Annotated in this window: 17 protein-coding genes; 10 read left to right on the forward strand and 7 right to left on the reverse strand. The window is 71.3% G+C overall.

The features are described 5' to 3' along the window. From ACFTZL_RS23930 to ACFTZL_RS23945, 4 genes are all read left to right on the forward strand, one after another. Positions 1-1,245 (forward strand): MFS transporter (locus tag ACFTZL_RS23930; protein WP_382586338.1); only part of this gene is annotated, 1,245 nt, incomplete at its 5' end. Between the two features lie 52 nt (positions 1,246-1,297). After that, positions 1,298-2,041: an SDR family oxidoreductase gene (locus ACFTZL_RS23935; RefSeq protein ID WP_382586341.1), complete on the forward strand. Its 744-nt coding sequence runs from the start codon at positions 1,298-1,300 to the stop codon at positions 2,039-2,041. Between the two features lie 4 nt (positions 2,042-2,045). After that, a complete protein-coding gene (locus ACFTZL_RS23940) occupies positions 2,046-3,284 on the forward strand; it encodes an aspartate transaminase (protein ID WP_382586344.1) in 1,239 nt (412 codons plus the stop codon). A 9-nt stretch (positions 3,285-3,293) separates the two neighbouring features. Beyond that, a complete protein-coding gene (locus tag ACFTZL_RS23945) occupies positions 3,294-3,968 on the forward strand; it encodes a 4-carboxy-4-hydroxy-2-oxoadipate aldolase/oxaloacetate decarboxylase (RefSeq protein ID WP_382586346.1) in 675 nt (224 codons plus the stop codon). A gap of 18 nt (positions 3,969-3,986) precedes the next feature. Here ACFTZL_RS23945 and ACFTZL_RS23950 read toward each other — a convergent pair whose 3' ends face one another. Beyond that, entirely contained in the window at positions 3,987-4,442 is a 456-nt protein-coding gene (locus ACFTZL_RS23950; RefSeq protein WP_382586349.1) for an ATP-binding protein, read from the reverse strand. 167 nt (positions 4,443-4,609) lie between these two features. On the opposite strand from ACFTZL_RS23950, the gene ACFTZL_RS23955 reads away from it, so the two are divergent. The 3 genes from ACFTZL_RS23955 (at position 4,610) to ACFTZL_RS23965 (ending at position 7,005) form a co-directional block, all read left to right on the forward strand. Next, positions 4,610-4,975, forward strand: coding sequence for an STAS domain-containing protein (locus ACFTZL_RS23955; protein ID WP_382586352.1), 366 nt, complete (start codon positions 4,610-4,612; stop codon positions 4,973-4,975). Positions 4,976-5,092: 117 nt separating this feature from the next. Further along, positions 5,093-5,719, forward strand: a complete 627-nt coding sequence (locus ACFTZL_RS23960) for a hypothetical protein (RefSeq protein WP_382586355.1) — start codon at positions 5,093-5,095, stop codon at positions 5,717-5,719. A 101-nt stretch (positions 5,720-5,820) separates the two neighbouring features. Then, positions 5,821-7,005, forward strand: a complete 1,185-nt coding sequence (locus ACFTZL_RS23965; protein ID WP_382586358.1) for a Rieske 2Fe-2S domain-containing protein — start codon at positions 5,821-5,823, stop codon at positions 7,003-7,005. Positions 7,006-7,054: 49 nt separating this feature from the next. Here ACFTZL_RS23965 and ACFTZL_RS23970 read toward each other — a convergent pair whose 3' ends face one another. From ACFTZL_RS23970 to ACFTZL_RS23980, 3 genes are all read right to left on the reverse strand, one after another. After that, complete coding sequence (locus tag ACFTZL_RS23970; RefSeq protein WP_382586361.1) at positions 7,055-7,363, reverse strand: hypothetical protein; 309 nt, start codon at positions 7,361-7,363, stop codon at positions 7,055-7,057. A 15-nt stretch (positions 7,364-7,378) separates the two neighbouring features. After that, complete coding sequence (locus ACFTZL_RS23975; protein ID WP_382586364.1) at positions 7,379-7,792, reverse strand: SRPBCC family protein; 414 nt, start codon at positions 7,790-7,792, stop codon at positions 7,379-7,381. A 127-nt stretch (positions 7,793-7,919) separates the two neighbouring features. After that, positions 7,920-9,416: an MFS transporter gene (locus ACFTZL_RS23980; protein WP_382586367.1), complete on the reverse strand. Its 1,497-nt coding sequence runs from the start codon at positions 9,414-9,416 to the stop codon at positions 7,920-7,922. A gap of 201 nt (positions 9,417-9,617) precedes the next feature. Between ACFTZL_RS23980 and ACFTZL_RS23985 the strand changes: the two genes are divergently transcribed. Next, positions 9,618-11,108, forward strand: coding sequence for an MFS transporter (locus tag ACFTZL_RS23985; RefSeq protein ID WP_382586369.1), 1,491 nt, complete (start codon positions 9,618-9,620; stop codon positions 11,106-11,108). Positions 11,109-11,163: 55 nt separating this feature from the next. On the opposite strand, the gene ACFTZL_RS23990 is transcribed toward ACFTZL_RS23985, so the two are convergent. The 3 genes from ACFTZL_RS23990 to ACFTZL_RS24000 all read right to left on the reverse strand — a co-directional run bounded on the left by ACFTZL_RS23990 (position 11,164) and on the right by ACFTZL_RS24000 (position 15,185). Beyond that, the gene (locus ACFTZL_RS23990) at positions 11,164-11,919 is read right to left on the reverse strand and encodes a hypothetical protein (RefSeq protein ID WP_382586372.1); all 756 of its coding nucleotides are present in this window, start codon (positions 11,917-11,919) and stop codon (positions 11,164-11,166) included. Positions 11,920-12,001: 82 nt separating this feature from the next. Continuing rightward, on the reverse strand, positions 12,002-13,663 hold the full coding sequence (locus ACFTZL_RS23995; protein WP_382586374.1) for an amidohydrolase: 1,662 nt from the start codon (positions 13,661-13,663) through the stop codon (positions 12,002-12,004). 25 nt (positions 13,664-13,688) lie between these two features. Next, on the reverse strand, positions 13,689-15,185 hold the full coding sequence (locus ACFTZL_RS24000; RefSeq protein ID WP_382586377.1) for an APC family permease: 1,497 nt from the start codon (positions 15,183-15,185) through the stop codon (positions 13,689-13,691). A 146-nt stretch (positions 15,186-15,331) separates the two neighbouring features. Here ACFTZL_RS24000 and ACFTZL_RS24005 point away from each other — a divergent pair, with 146 nt between their 5' ends. Together ACFTZL_RS24005 and ACFTZL_RS24010 are read left to right on the forward strand one after the other, a co-directional pair. After that, positions 15,332-16,030 carry a TetR/AcrR family transcriptional regulator gene (locus tag ACFTZL_RS24005; RefSeq protein ID WP_382586378.1) on the forward strand — a complete coding sequence of 233 codons (699 nt, stop codon included), beginning with the start codon at positions 15,332-15,334 and terminating at the stop codon, positions 16,028-16,030. 84 nt (positions 16,031-16,114) lie between these two features. Next, entirely contained in the window at positions 16,115-17,011 is an 897-nt protein-coding gene (locus ACFTZL_RS24010) for a helix-turn-helix transcriptional regulator (protein WP_382586381.1), read from the forward strand. Positions 17,012-17,096: the final 85 nt, after the last annotated feature.

The following is a 17,096-nucleotide window of genomic DNA, read 5'->3' on the forward strand; positions in this document are numbered from 1 at the left end:
CTCGCGGGATGCGTCGGCATCTTCGCCGAGCTCTACGACAACGGCATCTTCGGCTTCATGGCCGGAACGCTCGCCGCCGTCTTCTTTCCCGGCTCCGACGACGCCATCATGCTCGTCTTCCTCGGGTACGCCGTCTCCTTCTTCTTCCGCCCCCTCGGCGGCGTCATCTGCGGACACCTCGGCGACCGCATGGGGCGCCAGCGGATGCTGGTCTTCGTCATCATGCTCATCAGCGTCGCCACCGCGGCCATCGGCATCCTGCCCACCTACGCGAGCATCGGCATCGCGGCGCCGATCCTGCTGATCCTGCTGCGCGTCGCCCAGGGCTTCTCCGTCGGCGGCGAGGCGTCGGGCGCGATGAGCTTCCTCGCCGAGCACGCCCCGGAGGGCAAGCGCGGCCTCTACACCAGCTACGCGCAGATCGCCTCCTTCCTCTCCCTGCTCACCGGCACGCTGGTCGCCGCCGCCATGACCAGCGGACTCGGCGACGAGCGCATGGAGTCCTGGGGCTGGCGCATACCGTTCCTGCTCGCCGTCCCGCTCGGCATCACCGGCATCTACATCCGCAAGCGGATCAGCGACACGCCCAACTTCAACCGCCTGAAGGAACAGGGCGGCCTGTCCAAGAACCCCCTGAAGGAAGCGTTCGCCTCCGCCGAGCACCGCCGCGCCATGCTGCTGGCCCTGTTCATCCCCCTGATGAACGGCTCCGGGTACTACGTCCTGTTCAGCTACATGCCCACCTTCATGAGCAGCGAGCTCGACTTCGGCAAGGTCCAGGGGCTGCTCGTCACCGCCTCCAGCCTGGTCGCGATCTGTATCGCCATCCCCTACATGGGCCGTCTCTCCGACCGGATCGGACGCAAGAAGGTCATCGCCGGCTCGGCGATCGCCATGGCCGTCGTCGGCATCCCCTGTTACCTGCTGATCGGCACCGGCAACCTCGCCCTCGCCGTCGTCGGCGCCTGTGTCATGGCCGTCGTGTTCGCCGGGCACACCGGCGTCATCCACATCCTGCTCGTCGAGCTGTTCCCCACCCGTGTGCGCTACTCCGCCTACGGCCTGGGCTACAACGTCTCCTCCGCCCTCTTCGGCGGCACGGCCCCGCTGCTGATGACCTACCTCATCGCCCAGACGGGCAACGTCAACATGCCGGCCTTCTACGCCGTCGTCACCGCCCTCGGCACCCTCATCGCCGTGTCCCGGGTGAAGGACCGCGCCCACCTGCCCCTGCGCGACGCCTGACAGACCCACGCACCCGCACACCACACCCCCCACTCCCAAGGAGCACAGCAGCATGCCCATCTCCGACTACAGGACGGCCCTCGTCACCGGAGCGTCGACCGGCATCGGAGCCGTGGTCGTCGAGCGGCTCACCAAGCGCGGCCTCGAGGTTCACGCGGTGGCGCGCAACGCCGATCGGCTCGACGCCCTGGCCCGCGACACCGGTTGCATCCCGCACGCCGTCGACATCACCGACACCGAGGCGCTCACCGCCGCACTGGACGGCCTGGAGATCGACGTCCTCGTCAACAACGCGGGCGTCTCACGCACCGGCAACATCCTGACCGCCGACGAGTTCGCCGTCGACGAGCAGGTCGCCGTCAACATCCAGGCCGTCCTGCACCTGGTCCGTCTGCTCATGCCCGGCATGGTCGAGCGCGACCTCGGCCACATCGTCAACATCAGCTCCATCGCCGGCGTCTACAACTTCGGCGGCAACACCATCTACCACGCCACCAAGGCCGCCGTGCACACCCTCTCCCGCCAGCTCCGGGTCGACGGCTACGGCCGCCGGGTCCGCGTCACCGAGATCTGCCCGGGGCGCGTGGAGACGGAGATCTTCGGCCGTCTGCTCGGCGACATGGAGGAGGCCCAGCGGCGGTTCTACGACGGCTACGAGTCCCTCAAGCCCGAGGACATCGCCGACTCCCTCGAGTTCGCCGTTGACTCACCCCGGCACGTCAACATCGGACACATCGAGATCCTGCCCACCTTCCAGGTCCCCGGCGGCCTCAACTTCGAGCGCAGGGAGGGCTGATCACATGGACACGGCAGAGCGGGTACGCCGTATCAAGCCCTCGCCCAGCACGGCGGCCGCCCAGCGCGTGCGCGAGCTGAAGAGCCAGGGCCACACCATCCTCGACCTGACCGTGGGCGAGCCCGACTTCGACACCCCCGAGCACGTCAAGGCCGCCGCGATCGAGGCCATCCAGGCGGGCGAGACCAAGTACACCCCCGTCAACGGCACGCCGGGCCTGCGCGCCGCGATCACCGCCAAGCTCCGCGAGCGCCACGGGCTGGAGTGCACCGACGCGCGCATCGCGGTCGGCGGCGGCGCCAAGCAGGTCATCTTCCTCGCCCTGATGGCCACCCTGGACGAAGGGGACGAGGTCATCGTCCCCGCCCCGTACTGGGTGTCCTACCCGGACATGGTGCGCGCCAACGACGGCACCCCGGTCGTCGTCGACTGCCCCGAGGCGGACGGCTTCAAGCTCACTCCGGAGCGGCTCGGGGCGGCGATCACCGCGCGCACACGCTGGGTCGTGCTCAACACCCCCGGCAACCCGACCGGATCCGCCTACAGCACCGCCGAACTGCGGGCGCTCGCCCAGGTGCTGCTGGACCATCCGCAGGTGCGGGTCCTCACCGACGAGATCTACGACGAGATCTGGTACCGCGAGGAGGACGCCCCGTCCCTGGCCGCCGTCGAACCCCTCCTGGCCGAGCGGGTGTTCCTCACCAACGGCGTCTCCAAGACGTACGCGATGACCGGCTGGCGCATCGGCTACGGCGTGGGCCCGGCGGACCTGGTGACCGCGATCAACACGCTGCAGTCCCAGACCTCCTCCTGCCCCTCCTCCGTGAGCCAGGCCGCCGCCGCTGCCGCGCTCACCGGACCGCAGGACTTCGTCCGGGAGACCGTGCGCGTCTACCGCGCACGCCGCGACGCCACGGTGAAGCTCATCAACGACGTTCCCGGTCTCGGCTGCACCGTCCCCGACGGCGGCTTCTACCTCCTGGTCAACTGCCAGGGCGCGATCGGGCAGGCCACCCCGTCGGGAAGCCGGATCGAGAACGACGAGGACTTCGCCCGCTACCTCCTCGACAGCCGGCAGGTAGCGGTGATCCACGGAGCCGCGTACGGCGCGCCCGGCTACTTCCGCATCTCGTTCGCCACGTCGACGGACGTGCTCACCGAGGCATGCGCGCGCATCGCGGCGGCGTGCGTCGACCTGTCCTCCGCTCCCTCCACCGTTCCCTCCGCCCTTCCCTCCGTCTGAAAGGTCGTCATGATCCGCGTCAGCACGAAGTTCGAGCGGCCGGACGCCGTTCTGGTCGAGCGGCTGCGGGCCTTCTCCTCGGCCACCATCCACGAGGCACAGGGCCGGCTCGGCGCGCTGGACTCGGTCATCAAACCGGTCGACCACCGCATGTCCCTGTGCGGCCCCGCCTTCACGGTCCAGTGCGCACCCCGCGACAACCTGATGCTGCAGACCGCCATCGCCTACGCCCGCCCCGGGGACGTCATCGTCGTCTCCGCCGGCGCCTACGAGGAGGCGGGCTCCTTCGGGGACGTCCTCGCCAACGCCTGCCAGTCCAAGGGGCTCGGCGGCCTGATCACCGACACGGGCGTCCGGGACACCGAGGACCTGCGCGCCCTGGGATTCCCCGTCTTCTCCCGCAGCATCTCCATCAAGGGCACGGTCAAGGAGACCGTCGGACCGATGTGCGAGCCCGTCACCGTCGGCGGCGTGCTCGTCCGCCCCGGTGATGTGATGCGGGCCGACGCCGACGGCGTGGTCCTCGTCCGCCGCGAGGACGCCGCCGAGGTGGCCGCCGCCTCACAGGAGCGGGTCGACACCGAGGCGGACTACATCGCCGCGTACCGCGCGGGCAGGACCGTCATCGACATCTGCGGGCTCGAGCCGCTGCTCGCGGCGAAGGGGCTGGTGATCGAGGAGTAGCGGCGAGGGCCGTGCCGGTCAGGGCCTCGTGTCGGTCAGGGAGATACGGGCGGTGATGCGCTTGCCGACCGGCTGCCGCTCGATGTCGAGGTCCTGGGCGACGGCCTTGACGATCTCCAGGCCGTGCTGGCCGACGCGGTCGGGGTCGGCGGCCCGGGCCGCGGGCACGGCGGGGTCGCTGTCCCACACGACGACCTCCACCGCGGCGCCCATGATGCGCAGTTCCATGAGGACGGGACCGGGGGCGTACTTGCGGGAGTTGGTGACCAGCTCGCTGACGACCAGCTGGGTCAGGTCCATGGCACGCGCGGAGACGTCCAGGTCGTGCTCGTCCCGGAGCCGGGTGAGGAAGTCGGCCGCGTGGTGGCGGGCCTGCGCGATGCAGCCGTCGTCCCCGCCCAGGGCGTAGCCGACCTGCGGCGGGCGGGCGCCGGGCTCAGTACGGTCCCCGTCGGGTTGCGGCTCCAAAAGCATCGTCCTTCTACTCCCCGTTCACGCGCCTGCGTGTACCCCTCACTTTGTCATGCATGCCACGGGCGTGTTGTTCGGCACAGCCGATCGGATGCGTCCGGCGGGGAGAGTGCGGCACAATCGTCGGCACAGACGTTGCACGGGGCAGCCCAGGCGCAGTTGAGGAGACGGTGACCGACAACCAGGGGACGGACCGGCCGGACCGGCTGTCCATCGAGCACTCCACCGTCGACGGCATCCGCGTCGTGACCCTGCGCGGCGAGATCGACCACGGAGTCAAGGACGCACTGCAGCATGCCCTGTTGCCCCGGGACGGCGAAGACGGGGCGCCTCGGATCGTGGCGGACCTCAGCGGAGTGACCTTCATCGACTCCAGCGGCATCAACGTCTTCATCCACACCCATCAACGTGCCGACGCCGCACAGGGGTGGCTGCGCCTGGCCGGAATCCGGGGATCGGTGATGCGGGTCGTCCAGCTCGTCGGCCTCGACGCGGTCGTCGCCTGCCACCCCACAGTGGAGCAGGCTCTGACGTGAGGCGTGAGGGGTGATCTCGCCGTGTCTCTCGACGCCCCGCCGTCATGAGTACGCGTACTCAGTAGGGCCCGCGAAATCACCGATCCGGTCGGCCGGTCGCGATGAGAGAGTCGCCGCATGTCCGCCTCAACGTCCGCCCGCCGGGCCCCTGTTGCCGCTGTGGGGCTTGTCCTCGTCGCGACCCTGACCCTCACCGCCTGCGGTGATCTGCACGCCTCGGACGCGACGGCCGGGGCCACGCCCGGCAGGTCCGCCGGGCCCTCACCCAGTGCTGCCAAAGCCTCGCCCAGTGCCGTAGGAGCCTCGCCGTATGTGGAGCCCGGGGCCGGTGACGGGGCTCCGCACTACAACGAGAACAACGGCCACCGTCGTCCGGGGGAGATGTCTCCGGCCCACGCGAAGGACGCCGAGCGGGAGGCCGATCGCATCAGGCCGGTGCTCGAACGGCTGTGGAAGCGGCGGACGTGGGACCCCGCGACGGTGCGCGAGGCCCTGCTCCGGCTCGGCTACGAGGAGGAGCGCGTCACGCCGGACGGCAAGCGGCTCGGCGGGACGCTCACCGTCACCAAGATGCCCTCGCGCTGGAAGGACGACGGTTACGTGACGCCCGAGGGGGCGGAAGTCGCCCTGCGCGTGCACGACGACGCCTGCGTCATGGCGTTCGTACAGAAGACGAATTTCGCGGCGGTGGCCAACGGCCCGTACCCGGAGAGCGGCTGCTTCGCGCCGCCCTTCGCCCACTGAACACGAAGTCACCCGTCCGCACGCGCTGGGCAAGGCGTGGCTCGGACGCGCCCTTCAGGATGGAGGAGCCCGGGACAGCCGTGTGCGTGCGAGGGAGAGGCATGACCGAGACCGACAGGGCCAGGACCTTCCCCGCCGAGGACGCAAGCGGCCGGCCCTCGCCGCACCCCGACGCGGCTACCGGCACGGTTGACCTCAGGCGCGTCGGCGCGCACCCCGACTTCTGGTACCCGGTCGCACTGTCCCGTAGCGTCCGGAGCAAGCGGGTGGTGGCGACGGCCTTCGCCGGTGAGCGCATCGCGCTCTACCGCGGGGAGAGCGGCGCCGTGCACGCGCTGGAGGACCGGTGCGCGCACCGCCAGGTGCCGCTGAGCATGGGCGTGGTGGAGGGCGACACCCTCCGCTGCTGCTACCACGCCTGGGCCTATCGCGGCGACGGCCGCATCTCGCAGATCCCGTACCTGTCCCGCGAAGACGGCCGGCCGCCGCGCGGTGTGCGCGGCTACCCCGTCCGCGAGGCCTACGGCTTGGTGTTCGTGTTCCCGGGCGACCCGGACAAGGCGGCCGGCACCGCCCTGCCCGAACTGCCGGCCTTCGGCTCACCGCGGTACAAGACCATGACCTACTCACGGACCGTGCGCTGCCACTACTCGTTCATGCACGAGAACCTGCTCGACATGAACCACCAGTTCCTCCACCGGGGCGTCGTCGGCAAGCTCCACCCCGAACTGCTGGAACACCGGACCGACGCGCGGTCGGTGGAGGCCCGCTACCTGTTCACCCACACCGGCGGGAAGCGGAACCGCGGCGCCAGCCTGCTCGCCGCCGAGGGCGTCAGGGGCAGCGACTCCAGCGACGTCATGACCATCCGCACCTCATACCCGTACCAGACCCTCGACCTGGTCCCGGAGAACGCCGAGCGTCCGGCCTTCCGCCTCTGGGCCGCCTATGTGCCCGAGGACGCCGAGCAGCGCGTCTGCCACACCTACGGTCTGCTGATGATCGAGAAGCCCCGGGTTCCCGGCGCGCTCCAGCTCGCCTGGCCGTTCATCAGGCGCTTCACCGAGCGCGTGTTCGCCGAGGACCGCATGGCCGTCGAAGCCGAGCAGCGGGCCTGGGACGAGCAGGGCGAGGACCGCAACCACGAGGTGTTCTCCCTGATCCTGGACGTCCGCGAGGTGCTGCGCACCAACGGCGTCCCGCTCCGGGCCCGAGCCGCCGCCTGTGGCACCGCCCAGGTGTGCGACGGCCGGGCATCGGCGTCCGGCGCTCACCCGGCGGGTTGACGGAAGACCCGCCCGAGCGCCTCGGCCCGCGCCCCGGGTGGGGTCGCACTCACGGCCGAGGATTGATGCGGTGCCACCGCGGTCGGGCGTCGCCGCCACGGCGCCCGGCGGCCGAGGCGCAGCGCGGGCACTGGCGTTGGACCCGGTCCGCCGCGCCGCCGGACTCCGGGAAGGTGTCCGTCCAGCCGACGTGCGGGAAGCGGATCAGCCGGGAACGGCTGAGGGACAGCCCGCAGACGGTCTCGTTGCGGCCCGGCTCCCAGGCGTGCACCTCACCGGAGGGCAGACGGTGCCGACCCTCCTCCTCGTCGGTCCACTGTCCGGACGCGGCGACGGCGTACTGTCCGACGCCTGCCATGGCGTGTACCGCCGGTCAGCCGGCCGCGTGGTCGACACGCAGCCGCACCTGCTCCTCCAGCCGCTCGAGGCTGGTGTCCAGCGCGTCGCCCACGGCCCGCTCGCCGGGATCGTGGCCGGCGTTGAAGAACGACAGGTGCACCGTCACCTCACTGGCTCCGCTGCCGAGGCCGGCGACCTGGAGCCATCCCGCGTAGCCGCCCTGGTCCCGGGTGCCCCACTCGATCCGCATCTGATCGCGCCGGGCGCGCAGCAGGGCGGAGGTGTCCTCGTCCGTGCGGTCCTCGTGCACGGTGACGGCGGGCAGTTCCTCGGCCCGCACATGCACGGCTTCCGGCAGCCAGGAGTCCAGCCGTCCGACGTTCGCGGCCTCGTCGAAGACATGCTCCGGTTGTGCGGGCATCGTGCGTGAACGTTCGTACTCGGTCATCGCGGTACCTGCCTTGCCTCGGGGGCGTACAGCGCACCGCGTTCCCGGCCCACCCGGCCTCAACCGCCAAAGGCCCCGACCGCGAAAGGCCCCGCCCACACCCTGCGGACGGGGCTTTTCGCGTCGGTCAGAACTTGGGCTGGGGGGACTGCGCCTGGACGAGTTCCTCCGCCTCCGCCTCCGTCTCCACGGACGGCGGCGAGCCCGCCAGCGGCTTGTTGGCGGTCTCCCGCATGCACAGGACGGCGATGACGCCGATGACGGCGGCACCCGTGGCGTAGTACGCCGGCATGAGGGTCGAGTCGAAGGCGCTGATCAGAGCGGTGATCACCAGGGGCGTCGTGCCGCCGAAGAGCGAGGTGGCCAGGTTGTAGGCGACCGAGAGGGACCCGTAGCGGACATGGGTGGGGAAGATCGCCGGGAGCGCCGCCGACATCGTGCCGAGCATCGTCACCAGGGAGAGCCCCATCAGCAGCAGGCCCAGGGCGATGAGGAGAACACTTCCCTGCCGGATGAGCCAGAAGGACGGCAGCGAGAGGAAGAGGAAGCCGAGCATCCCCGTCATCAGCAGCGGCTTGCGCCCGAAGCGGTCCGACAGCCGCCCGACATAGTTGATGACGCACATCTGGAGAACCATCACTATGAGCAGGATCAGCAGCCCGTGATTGGTGCCGTAGCCCAGCTCGTCGGACAGGTACGTCGGCATGTACGACAGCAGCATGTAGTCGTTGATGTTGTACGCCGCGACGAGCGCGAGGCACAGCAGCAGCGGCCGCCAGTACCGGGTGAAGATCTTGCCGAGGTCACCGGTGGCCGAGGTCTCCACGGAATCGGCGGCCTCGCTCGCCTTGACCTGGCCGCCCTCCAGCTTCTGGAAGGCGGGCGTCTCGTCCAGCTTGAGCCGCAGATAGAGGCCGATGAATCCGAGCGGCGCCGCGACCAGGAAGGGGATGCGCCAGCCCCACGCCAGCATCTCCTCCGCGCTGAGCACGCTGTTGAGGACGACGACGAGACCGGAGGCCCCGACGTAGCCGCCGAGCGTGCCCAGCTCCAGGAAGCTGCCGAAGAAGCCACGCCGCTTGTCGGGCGCGTACTCCGCGATGAACGTCGAGGCGCCCCCGTACTCCCCGCCGGTCGAGAAGCCCTGCACCAGCCGGAAGAAGATCAGCAGGGCAGGGGCCCACAAGCCGATGACGTCGTGCGAGGGGATGAGGCCGATGGCGAAGGTCCCCACCGCCATCATGATCATGGTGAGGGAGAGGATGCGCTTGCGGCCGACCCTGTCGCCCAGCGGCCCGAAGACCATGCCGCCGAGCGGACGCACCAGGAAGGCCACCGCGAACGTCGCGAAGGAGCTGAGCAACTGGGCGGTGTCGTTCCCGGACGGGAAGAAGACCTTCCCGATGGTCACCGCCAGATAACTGTAGATCCCGAAGTCGTACCACTCCATCGCGTTGCCGAGGGCGGCGGCCTTCGTGGCGCGCTTGACCGCCGCGTCGTCGGTCACGGTGATGTCGCTGCGGCGCAGCTTCGGGTGGCGTCGTTTCTCGATCGCCCGGAACAGAACCCGGTGTCGTCTCACAGCCGCGGGATCCACCGACTCGTCATTGTCGGGCGCCGCCATTACGTCGTTCCTTTCGCCGGTCGTTTTCCCAAGCACAACGCCTGCACAGTTCTCGCCCGCTCAAACGCTCGTCCACGTCACAGACGATCTTCCCGGCGTCCGGCCGGTTCCGCTTGCGGGCGGTGGCGTGTGCCCGTCCCCTGGTGGGGGAACGTGATTCCCCCGGGGGTGAAGGCGGGGCCCCGGGTGAGAGGAGCCCAGGTGACAGCGTCGGCCGAGGAGGCTGCCGGGTACGAGCCGGATCCGCGCCGGTGGCGGGCCCTGTGGGTCACGCTGGTGGCAGGCTTCATGAGCCTGCTGGACGTCTCGATCGTGGTGGTCGCCCTGCCCTCCGTCCAGCGCGGCCTGCACGCCTCGCCCGCGCAGGTGCAGTGGGTGGTGTCCGGATACGCTCTCGCCTTCGCTCTCGCACTCGTCACCGCGGGCCGCCTGGGTGACGCGCTGGACCGCCGCCGCATCTTCCTGCTCGCCCTCAGCGGCTTCGTGGTCTTCAGCGCGGCCTGCGGGGCGGCCCCCGGCATCACGCTGCTGATCGCGGCCCGGCTCGCCCAGGGCCTGGCCGCCGGTTTCATGGCGCCCCAGAACTCCGCGCTCATCCAGCAGATGTTCCGCGGTGCCGAACGCGGTCGCGCCTTCGGGTTCTTCGGCGCCACCGTCGGCATCTCCTCCGCCGTCGGTCCCCTCGTCGGCGGCATGATCCTCGCCCTGGCCGACGGCGCCCAGGGCTGGCGATGGATCTTCTACGTCAATGTCCCCATCGGCATCCTGGCCGTCCTCCTCGGCCGCCGCCTGCTGCCCCGTACCCGGCGCTCCGGCCGGGGACATGTGGACCTGCCCGGGGTCCTGTTCCTGGGCCTCGGCGTCCTCGCGCTCATGTTTCCGCTGGTCCAGGCGGGCTCCGGCGGATTCGGGCGACTGTGGTGGCTGTTCCTCGCCGGTGCCGCGCTCCTGGTCGCCTTCGCCCGCCGGCAGCGCCGCCTCGTGGCCCGCGGTACCCAGCCGCTGCTCGATCCGCGCCTGTTCACCACCGTGCGCGGCTACGCCGTCGGTGCGGGCGTCGGCACGCTCTACTTCGTCGGCTTCAGCGGCGTGTGGCTGGTCTTCGCGCTCTTCTACCAGGACGGCCTGGGCTTCTCCCCGCTGCGGTCCGGCCTCGCCGTGACCCCCTTCGCCCTCGGCTCCGCCTGCGCCGCCGCGATCGCCGGGCGGCTGGTGGACCGGCTCGGACGCGTGCTCACCGTCGGTGGTCTCGCGGCTGTGATCGTCGGCATGGGCGGCACCGCGCTGCTGCTCCGCTTCGTGCCCCTCGACATCGCGCCCTGGGTCGCCGCCCCGCTGCTGTTCCTCGGCGGCGCCGGCAGCGGCTGTGTCATCTCCCCGAACATCACCATGACCCTGCGCGATGTGCCCGTGCGCATGGCCGGTGCGGCGGGCGGCGCTCTGCAGACCGGGCAGCGGCTCGGCGCCGCCGTGGGCACCGCAGCCCTGCCCGGCCTCTTCTATCTGGTGCTCGGCGGGAGCGACGACTACCGGGGCGCCCTCGTCGTCGCGCTGGGCGCCGCACTCGTCGGCATGGCTGCCTCCCTGGCCCTCGCGACGTTCGACTGGAGGCGCGACCGGCGGACCCGGCAGGCGCACGGGACCTGCCCGGAGGATGTCGCCAACAGTCCCGTGCACGCCCGGCAGACCTGAAATCCCGGACGGTCCTGTGCACGCCCGGCAGACCCGAGGCGCACGCGGCCTGGCCTCAGGTGGTCTGCGGTTGCGCTTCCCGCGGCGCGGCGTCGTCCAGGTCGCCGCGGACGGCGGCGATGGCGAAGGCCGTCATGGAGGCCAGGACGAGCAGCGCGAGCGGTCCCCAGATCGCCGGTATCGCCCACATCGGCCAGTCATTGGCCGACTGTGCCCAGAGGGTCAGGATCGCGGTCGCGCCCAGGCCGACGCCGTGCCACCGCACCACCATCCCCGCCTTCGCATGCCGCCGGTCGCCCCGCGCGAGGAGGGGCCACAGCCCTCCCACGAGGGCCGTCAGACCGAACGACACACAGGCCAGCGCACCGCCCAGACGGTCCTCGGGCCACCCCACGGGTCCGTCGGACGTCTGCTGCCGCCGCCCGTCGGCGTCCCGTACCTCCACGACCTGCCCGTGCCAGATCAGGCCCACGACCTTGTCGTCCGGCTCCAGTTCGGAGACCACGGGACCGGCCCGCAGGAACGTCACCTGCCACGGCTTGCCGGACGGCAGCACCAGCTCCGCCTCCGGGGACGCGTTCCTCTCACCACGGTTCGTGTCGGCCTCGCGGACCGTGAACTCCTGCTCCCACACGCACCCCGACGCCCGCGCCGGAACAGAGGCACAGGCCGGCGCGGCACGGAACTCCCGCTCCCGCTCCAGCGCTCCCCGGATCTCGAGGGCTGACGCCACCCCGAACGCGAGAGCCGCGACAGCGATCACCAGCCAGAGAACGGACCGCAGCGCCTCACGTCCCGGCGACTCCACCATGTCTCGTCCCCCCCCCGTTGCCCGTTTCACGCGGAACCCGCAGGTGCATTGGAACACGCCTACGGGTCCGCGCTCAGGCCCTTTATCCGACGGTGTGGACCCGCCGCCCCTCGACGAAGGTCTCCAGGACCCGGGTCGCGGCGATCTCCTCGGGCGGGCCCGCGAACGGGTCGCGGTCCAGGACCACGAGGTCGGCCGACTTCCCGGCGGTGATGCTGCCGGCGATGTCGTCGAGGTGGTTCACATAGGCGCTGCCCGCCGTGTAGGCGGCGATGGCCGTGCCCAGGTCGAGGCGCTGCTCAGGAAGGAAAGCGGGGGTGCCCCCGGGTGCTTCGGGGGAGATCCGGTTGACGGCGACATGGATGGCCTGGAGCGGGTCCGGGCTGCTGACCGGCCAGTCGCTGCCCGCGGCGAGGGTCGCTCCGGCGCGCAGCAGATCACCGAAGGGGTACTGCCACGCGCCGCGCTCCGCGCCCAGGAAGGGCAGCGTCAGTTCGTCCATCTGCGGTTCGTGCGCGGCCCACAGCATCTGCAGGTTGGCGCTCGCGCCCAGGGCGCGGAAACGCGGCAGGTCGCGGGGGTGGACGACCTGGAGGTGCGCGAGATGGTGCCGCGTGTCGCGATGACCGTTGGCAGCCCGGGCGGACTCCACCGCGTCGAGCGCCTCACGCACCGCGCGGTCGCCGAGCGCGTGGAAGTGGACCTGGAAGCCGAGCGCGTCCAGCTCGGTGACGTACTTCCGCAGCTCGTCCGGTTCCACGAAGCTGATCCCGCTGTTGTCCGAGGAGCAGCCGCAGCCGGTCAGGTAGGGGTCGAGCATCGCGGCGGTGTGGTTCTCGGCGATACCGTCCTGCATGATCTTCACCGTGCCGGCGCGGAACCGGTCCCGGCTCAACTCGTCCCGGGAAGCGGCCAGTTCGGCGATCTGCTCGGCGCCGCGCTCGCGGTCCCACCACAGCGCGCCGACGACCCGGGCGGTGAGCAGGCCCCGGTCGAGGGCGGCCCGGTAGGCGGGCGCCGGGTCGGTCATGTTGGCGTACGTGCCGATGATGGCGTCCTGCCAGGCGGTGACGCCGTGGGAGTGCAGCACGGCCTGGGCGCGCAGCAGAGCGGCGAGCTTCTCCTCAGGCGTGGGGTCCGGGAGAAGCCGGCCCACCAGGTGGACCGCGCCCTCCTGGAGCATCCCGGTGGGGTTTCCCCCGGCGTCGCGCTCGATGCGGCCGTCGGCGGGGTCGGGCGTACGGGCGTCGATGCCCGCGCGCTCCAGGGCCCGGCTGTTGACCCAGGCACCGTGGTGGTCGCGGTTGGGCAGGAAGACGGGGCGGTCCGGGACGATCGCGTCGAGGGCGGCGGCGGTGGGGGAGCCGCCGGGGAACGCCTCCAGGGACCAGCCGCCACCGGTGATCCACTCGGCGTCCGGGTGCTCGTCCGCGTACGCCCTGATCCTGCGCAGGTACTCGGCCGGGTCGACGGTGTCGCCGAGATGGCACTGGCCGAGCTCGATGCCCGCGCCCAGCGGATGGACGTGCGCGTCCTGGAAGCCGGGCAGCAGCAGCTTTCCGGCGAGGTCGACGACCTCGGTGCGCGGCCCGATCAGCTCGCGCACCTCGTCGTGGCCGACGGCGGCGATCCGCCCGCCGCGCACGGCCACCGTGGTGGCGCGGCTGCGGGCGGGATCGACGGTGTGCACGGGGCCGCCCGTGAAGACGAGGTCGGCCGGTCCCGTGGCGTGGGGGTGCGACATGAGGGTGAACTCCATGGAGGTGGGTTCAGACCGCCGTGCGGTCCATCGGGAGGGTGAGGGCGTCGGCGTCGGTGCCGTGCCCCGTCGTGAAGTACGGCGAGCGCCGGACGTACTTGGCCACGGCCGCCATGCCCAGCCCCGCGAGCACGATCACGGCGGGCAGCGAGAACATGAACCAGCCGTTGTCCGGGCTCAGTTCGAAGTGATCGCTCATGGTCAGGTACGAGTATCCGAGGTAGCCGCCGAGGCCCAGCAGCACCAGCCCGGCGACGGCCGGCACACCGACGGCGAGCAGCGCCTCGCGTGGTCCGGCGTGACGCGCGGAGCGGAAGCGCACGGCACAGGCGAGCGCGGTGAGGCCGTAGTAGAGGGCGACGATCAGGCCGATGGCGTTGACGGCGGCCAGCAGCATGTCGCTCAGCTTGGGGATCGCGAAGGCGGCCAGGGCGATCACGGCGGCGACGGACATCACGACGGCCGTGCCGACGGCGGGTGTGCCGTACCGCGGGTGGATCCGGGTCCACAGCGGCCCCATGGTGCGGTCGCGGCCCATGGCGAGCAGTCCGCGTGCCGTGGGGATCAGGGTGGCCTGCACGGAGGCGACGGCGGAGAACATCAGCGCGACCAGGGGCAGGGTGGCCCAGGGTTCGGCGGCCAGTTTCGCCCCGAGGTAGGGGAGGGCCTGGGGGCCGTTGCGGACGAGTTCGGCCAGGCTCATCTCCCGCTGGAAGGCGACCGAGGCGAAGAGGAACAGACCGAGCATGGCGAAGAGGGCGATGAGACCGCCGCGGGCCGAGTCGTCCGGGCGCTTGGTCTCCTCGGTGACGCTGAAGGCCGCGTCCCAGCCCCAGAAGAAGAACACCGCGAGGACCATGCCCTGGGCGAAGCTGGTGCCGCTGGAGATCTCGAAGGGGTTGAACCAGGAGAGGGAGAAGGCGTGGTCGCCGGTGACCAGGGCCCAGCCGCAGAAGCCCAGCAGCACCGCGTACTCGAAGACCAGCAGGGCGAACTGGAACCGAGTCGCGCTCCGGACCCCGGTGACGGCCAGGGCCGTGAGGGCGAGCAGGATCACCAGGCCGACCGCCGTGCAGACACCGGTGGACGTCGGGTCGAGGGCGATGCCGGCGAGGCTGGTCAGGCCGGCCTTGTTGGCGAAGAGCAGGACGACCGAGCCCATGATCGCGCTGGTGTAGGCGCAGAAGATGACCGAGCCGACCAGCGTCACCCAGCCGGTGAGGAAGCCGGGCCAGGGGCCGAGGGATCTGCCGACCCAGGTGTAGCCGTTGCCGCAGTTGGGTTCCGAGCGGTTGAGACGGGCGTAGGCGGTGGCGATGCCGAGCACCGGCAGGAACGCCAGGAGCAGCAGCGCCGGGGCCTGGAGGCCCACGACCGTGGCGATCGTGCCCATGCCGATGGCGATGCTGGTGGTGGCCGCGGTGCTGGACGCGGCGATGGCGACGCCGTCGACGACACCGAGGGAACGGCGCAGAGCGGGGCGGGGTGGGGGAGGTGCGGACGACATGAAGGCTCCTCGGGGGAATGGTGGGAAGAGCCGCGCGGGACTGTGATGGAACAACCGGCGTCCACATTGGGTCAACCCTGTTGACGTAAGGGGGGCCGGAGCCGTTCACTGCGTTGCACATGCGTGCGACGAGAGGAGCCCGGGTCATGACCACCCGCGTCCCGCAGGAGCGCCGGCGCCGCCGGCCCACCCGTTCCGGTGTCGTGCTGTCGGAGCAGTTGATCGTCGATACCGCCCTGCGCCTGATCGGGGAGCACGGCCCCGAGGCGCTGAGCGTGCGCCGGCTCGGCGCGGCACTGGGCTGCGACCCGACCGCTCTGTACCGCTACTTCCACGGCACCGACGACCTGGTGCTCGCCATCGCCGACCGCATCATCGGCGACGCGATGGCCGGCTTCGTCCCCGGAGAGGACTGGGTGGCCTCGCTGCGCGAGATGGCGACGAGGGTCCGCGCGGGATACCTCGCCCATCCCCGGGCGGCCGCCATGGCCGCACACCGGGTGACCCGGCGCCGGAACGAGATCCACGCCGTGGACACGGGGATCGGCCTCCTGCTGAACGCGGGCTTCGCACCGGCCGACGCCGCCCGGCTCTACCTGGCCTTCATCGACACCGTACTCAGCCACGCCGCCACGGAGGCGGCGTTCCACGCCCTCCCGCGACACCAGCGCGAGGCCGACCACCGGGCATGGCGGGGCGTCTACCAGGACCTGGACCAGGAGACGTACCCGTCCCTCACCGCGGTCCGCCCCGAGCTGCCCGGAATGGCGGACGGCTCCTTCGAACAGGCGGTGGACCTTCTCCTGGAGGCCCTGACGGCCCGGGCTCCGGCCGGAGGCGGATAAGCCGGACCCGGCCCGGCCGAGCCCGGGTCCAGGTGGGCCACCCTGGACGGGGTGAGCGGCAAGCGCCGGGCGAATACTGGAGTGATGGAGCAGAACGCCGAACTGGGAGACTTCCTGCGCAGCAGCCGGGCGCGGCTGAGCCCGGGCGACGCGGGCCTGCCCCCGGGCGGCGGCGTTCGCAGAGTGCCGGGGCTGCGCCGGGAGGAGGTCGCGCACCTGGCCGGTGTGAGCACGGACTACTACACCCGCCTCGAACAGGGCCGCCATCCCAACGTCTCCGAGGCCGTGCTGGACGCCGTCGCCCGTGCCCTGCGCCTGGACGACGACGAACGCGGCCACCTCTTCGACCTCGCCCGGCCCCCGGCCACCCGCGCCCGGCGCCGCCGCCCGGAGCGCGTGCAGCGTGTGCGCCCCGAGGTCCATCGGATGCTGGACCTCTTCAACGGCGTCTCACCGGCCTTCGTCGTCAACCACCGCCAGGACGTGCTGGCCGCCAACCAACTGGCCCGCGCCCTGATCACGGACTGGGACGCGCGGCCGTACCGGGAACGCAACTTCGTCCGCTACGTCCTCCTCGACCCCGCCGCCCGCGAGCTGTACGGCAACTGGGACGAGGTCGCGGAGATCGTCGTGGCCAATCTGCGCCTGGAGGCCGGACGCCACCCCGACGACACCCGGCTCAACGAACTCATCGGCGAAGCCGTCGTCAAGGTGCCCGAGTTCGGCTCCTGGTGGGACAGCCACCGAGTGGCCCAGTGCGTCCACGGGACGCAGCACTTCCACCACCCCGTGGTCGGCGAGTTCACCCTGCACCACGAGACGCTGGCCTTCCCCGCCGACCCGGGCCAGACCATGTGCGTCTACACCGCCGAACCGGGCTCCGCCTCCGCCCAGACCCTCGCCCTCCTCGCCAGTTGGAGCGCCCCCGAGGCCCAGCGCAGCGACGGCACGTCACCCGCCTCCCGGACAGGAGACCCATGAGTCACGCCACCGCCCCTGCCGACGCCTCACACCGTCGCACCGGCGGCAGATCTCCTGGCGCCGCGGCGGCCGTCTCCCACAGCGG

This window comes from Streptomyces sp. NPDC056948 (genome assembly GCF_042674225.1).
Classification (GTDB): Bacteria; Actinomycetota; Actinomycetes; order Streptomycetales; family Streptomycetaceae; genus Streptomyces; species Streptomyces purpurascens.

Bases quoted from the DNA above. Each gene is read 5' to 3' on its own strand.
- ACFTZL_RS23950 (WP_382586349.1), bottom strand. From the start codon at position 4,442: ATGCTTTTGGAGCCGCAACCCGACGGGGACCGTACTGAGCCCGGCGCC.
- ACFTZL_RS23940 (WP_382586344.1), top strand. From the start codon at position 2,046: ATGGACACGGCAGAGCGGGTACGCCGTATCAAGCCCTCGCCCAGCACG.
- ACFTZL_RS23980 (WP_382586367.1), bottom strand. From the start codon at position 9,416: ATGGCGGCGCCCGACAATGACGAGTCGGTGGATCCCGCGGCTGTGAGA.
- ACFTZL_RS23935 (WP_382586341.1), top strand. From the start codon at position 1,298: ATGCCCATCTCCGACTACAGGACGGCCCTCGTCACCGGAGCGTCGACC.
- ACFTZL_RS23960 (WP_382586355.1), top strand. From the start codon at position 5,093: ATGTCCGCCTCAACGTCCGCCCGCCGGGCCCCTGTTGCCGCTGTGGGG.
- ACFTZL_RS23945 (WP_382586346.1), top strand. From the start codon at position 3,294: ATGATCCGCGTCAGCACGAAGTTCGAGCGGCCGGACGCCGTTCTGGTC.
- ACFTZL_RS23965 (WP_382586358.1), top strand. From the start codon at position 5,821: ATGACCGAGACCGACAGGGCCAGGACCTTCCCCGCCGAGGACGCAAGC.
- ACFTZL_RS23975 (WP_382586364.1), bottom strand. From the start codon at position 7,792: ATGACCGAGTACGAACGTTCACGCACGATGCCCGCACAACCGGAGCAT.
- ACFTZL_RS23995 (WP_382586374.1), bottom strand. From the start codon at position 13,663: ATGTCGCACCCCCACGCCACGGGACCGGCCGACCTCGTCTTCACGGGC.
- ACFTZL_RS24005 (WP_382586378.1), top strand. From the start codon at position 15,332: ATGACCACCCGCGTCCCGCAGGAGCGCCGGCGCCGCCGGCCCACCCGT.
- ACFTZL_RS24000 (WP_382586377.1), bottom strand. From the start codon at position 15,185: ATGTCGTCCGCACCTCCCCCACCCCGCCCCGCTCTGCGCCGTTCCCTC.
- ACFTZL_RS23970 (WP_382586361.1), bottom strand. From the start codon at position 7,363: ATGGCAGGCGTCGGACAGTACGCCGTCGCCGCGTCCGGACAGTGGACC.
- ACFTZL_RS23990 (WP_382586372.1), bottom strand. From the start codon at position 11,919: ATGGTGGAGTCGCCGGGACGTGAGGCGCTGCGGTCCGTTCTCTGGCTG.
- ACFTZL_RS24010 (WP_382586381.1), top strand. From the start codon at position 16,115: ATGGAGCAGAACGCCGAACTGGGAGACTTCCTGCGCAGCAGCCGGGCG.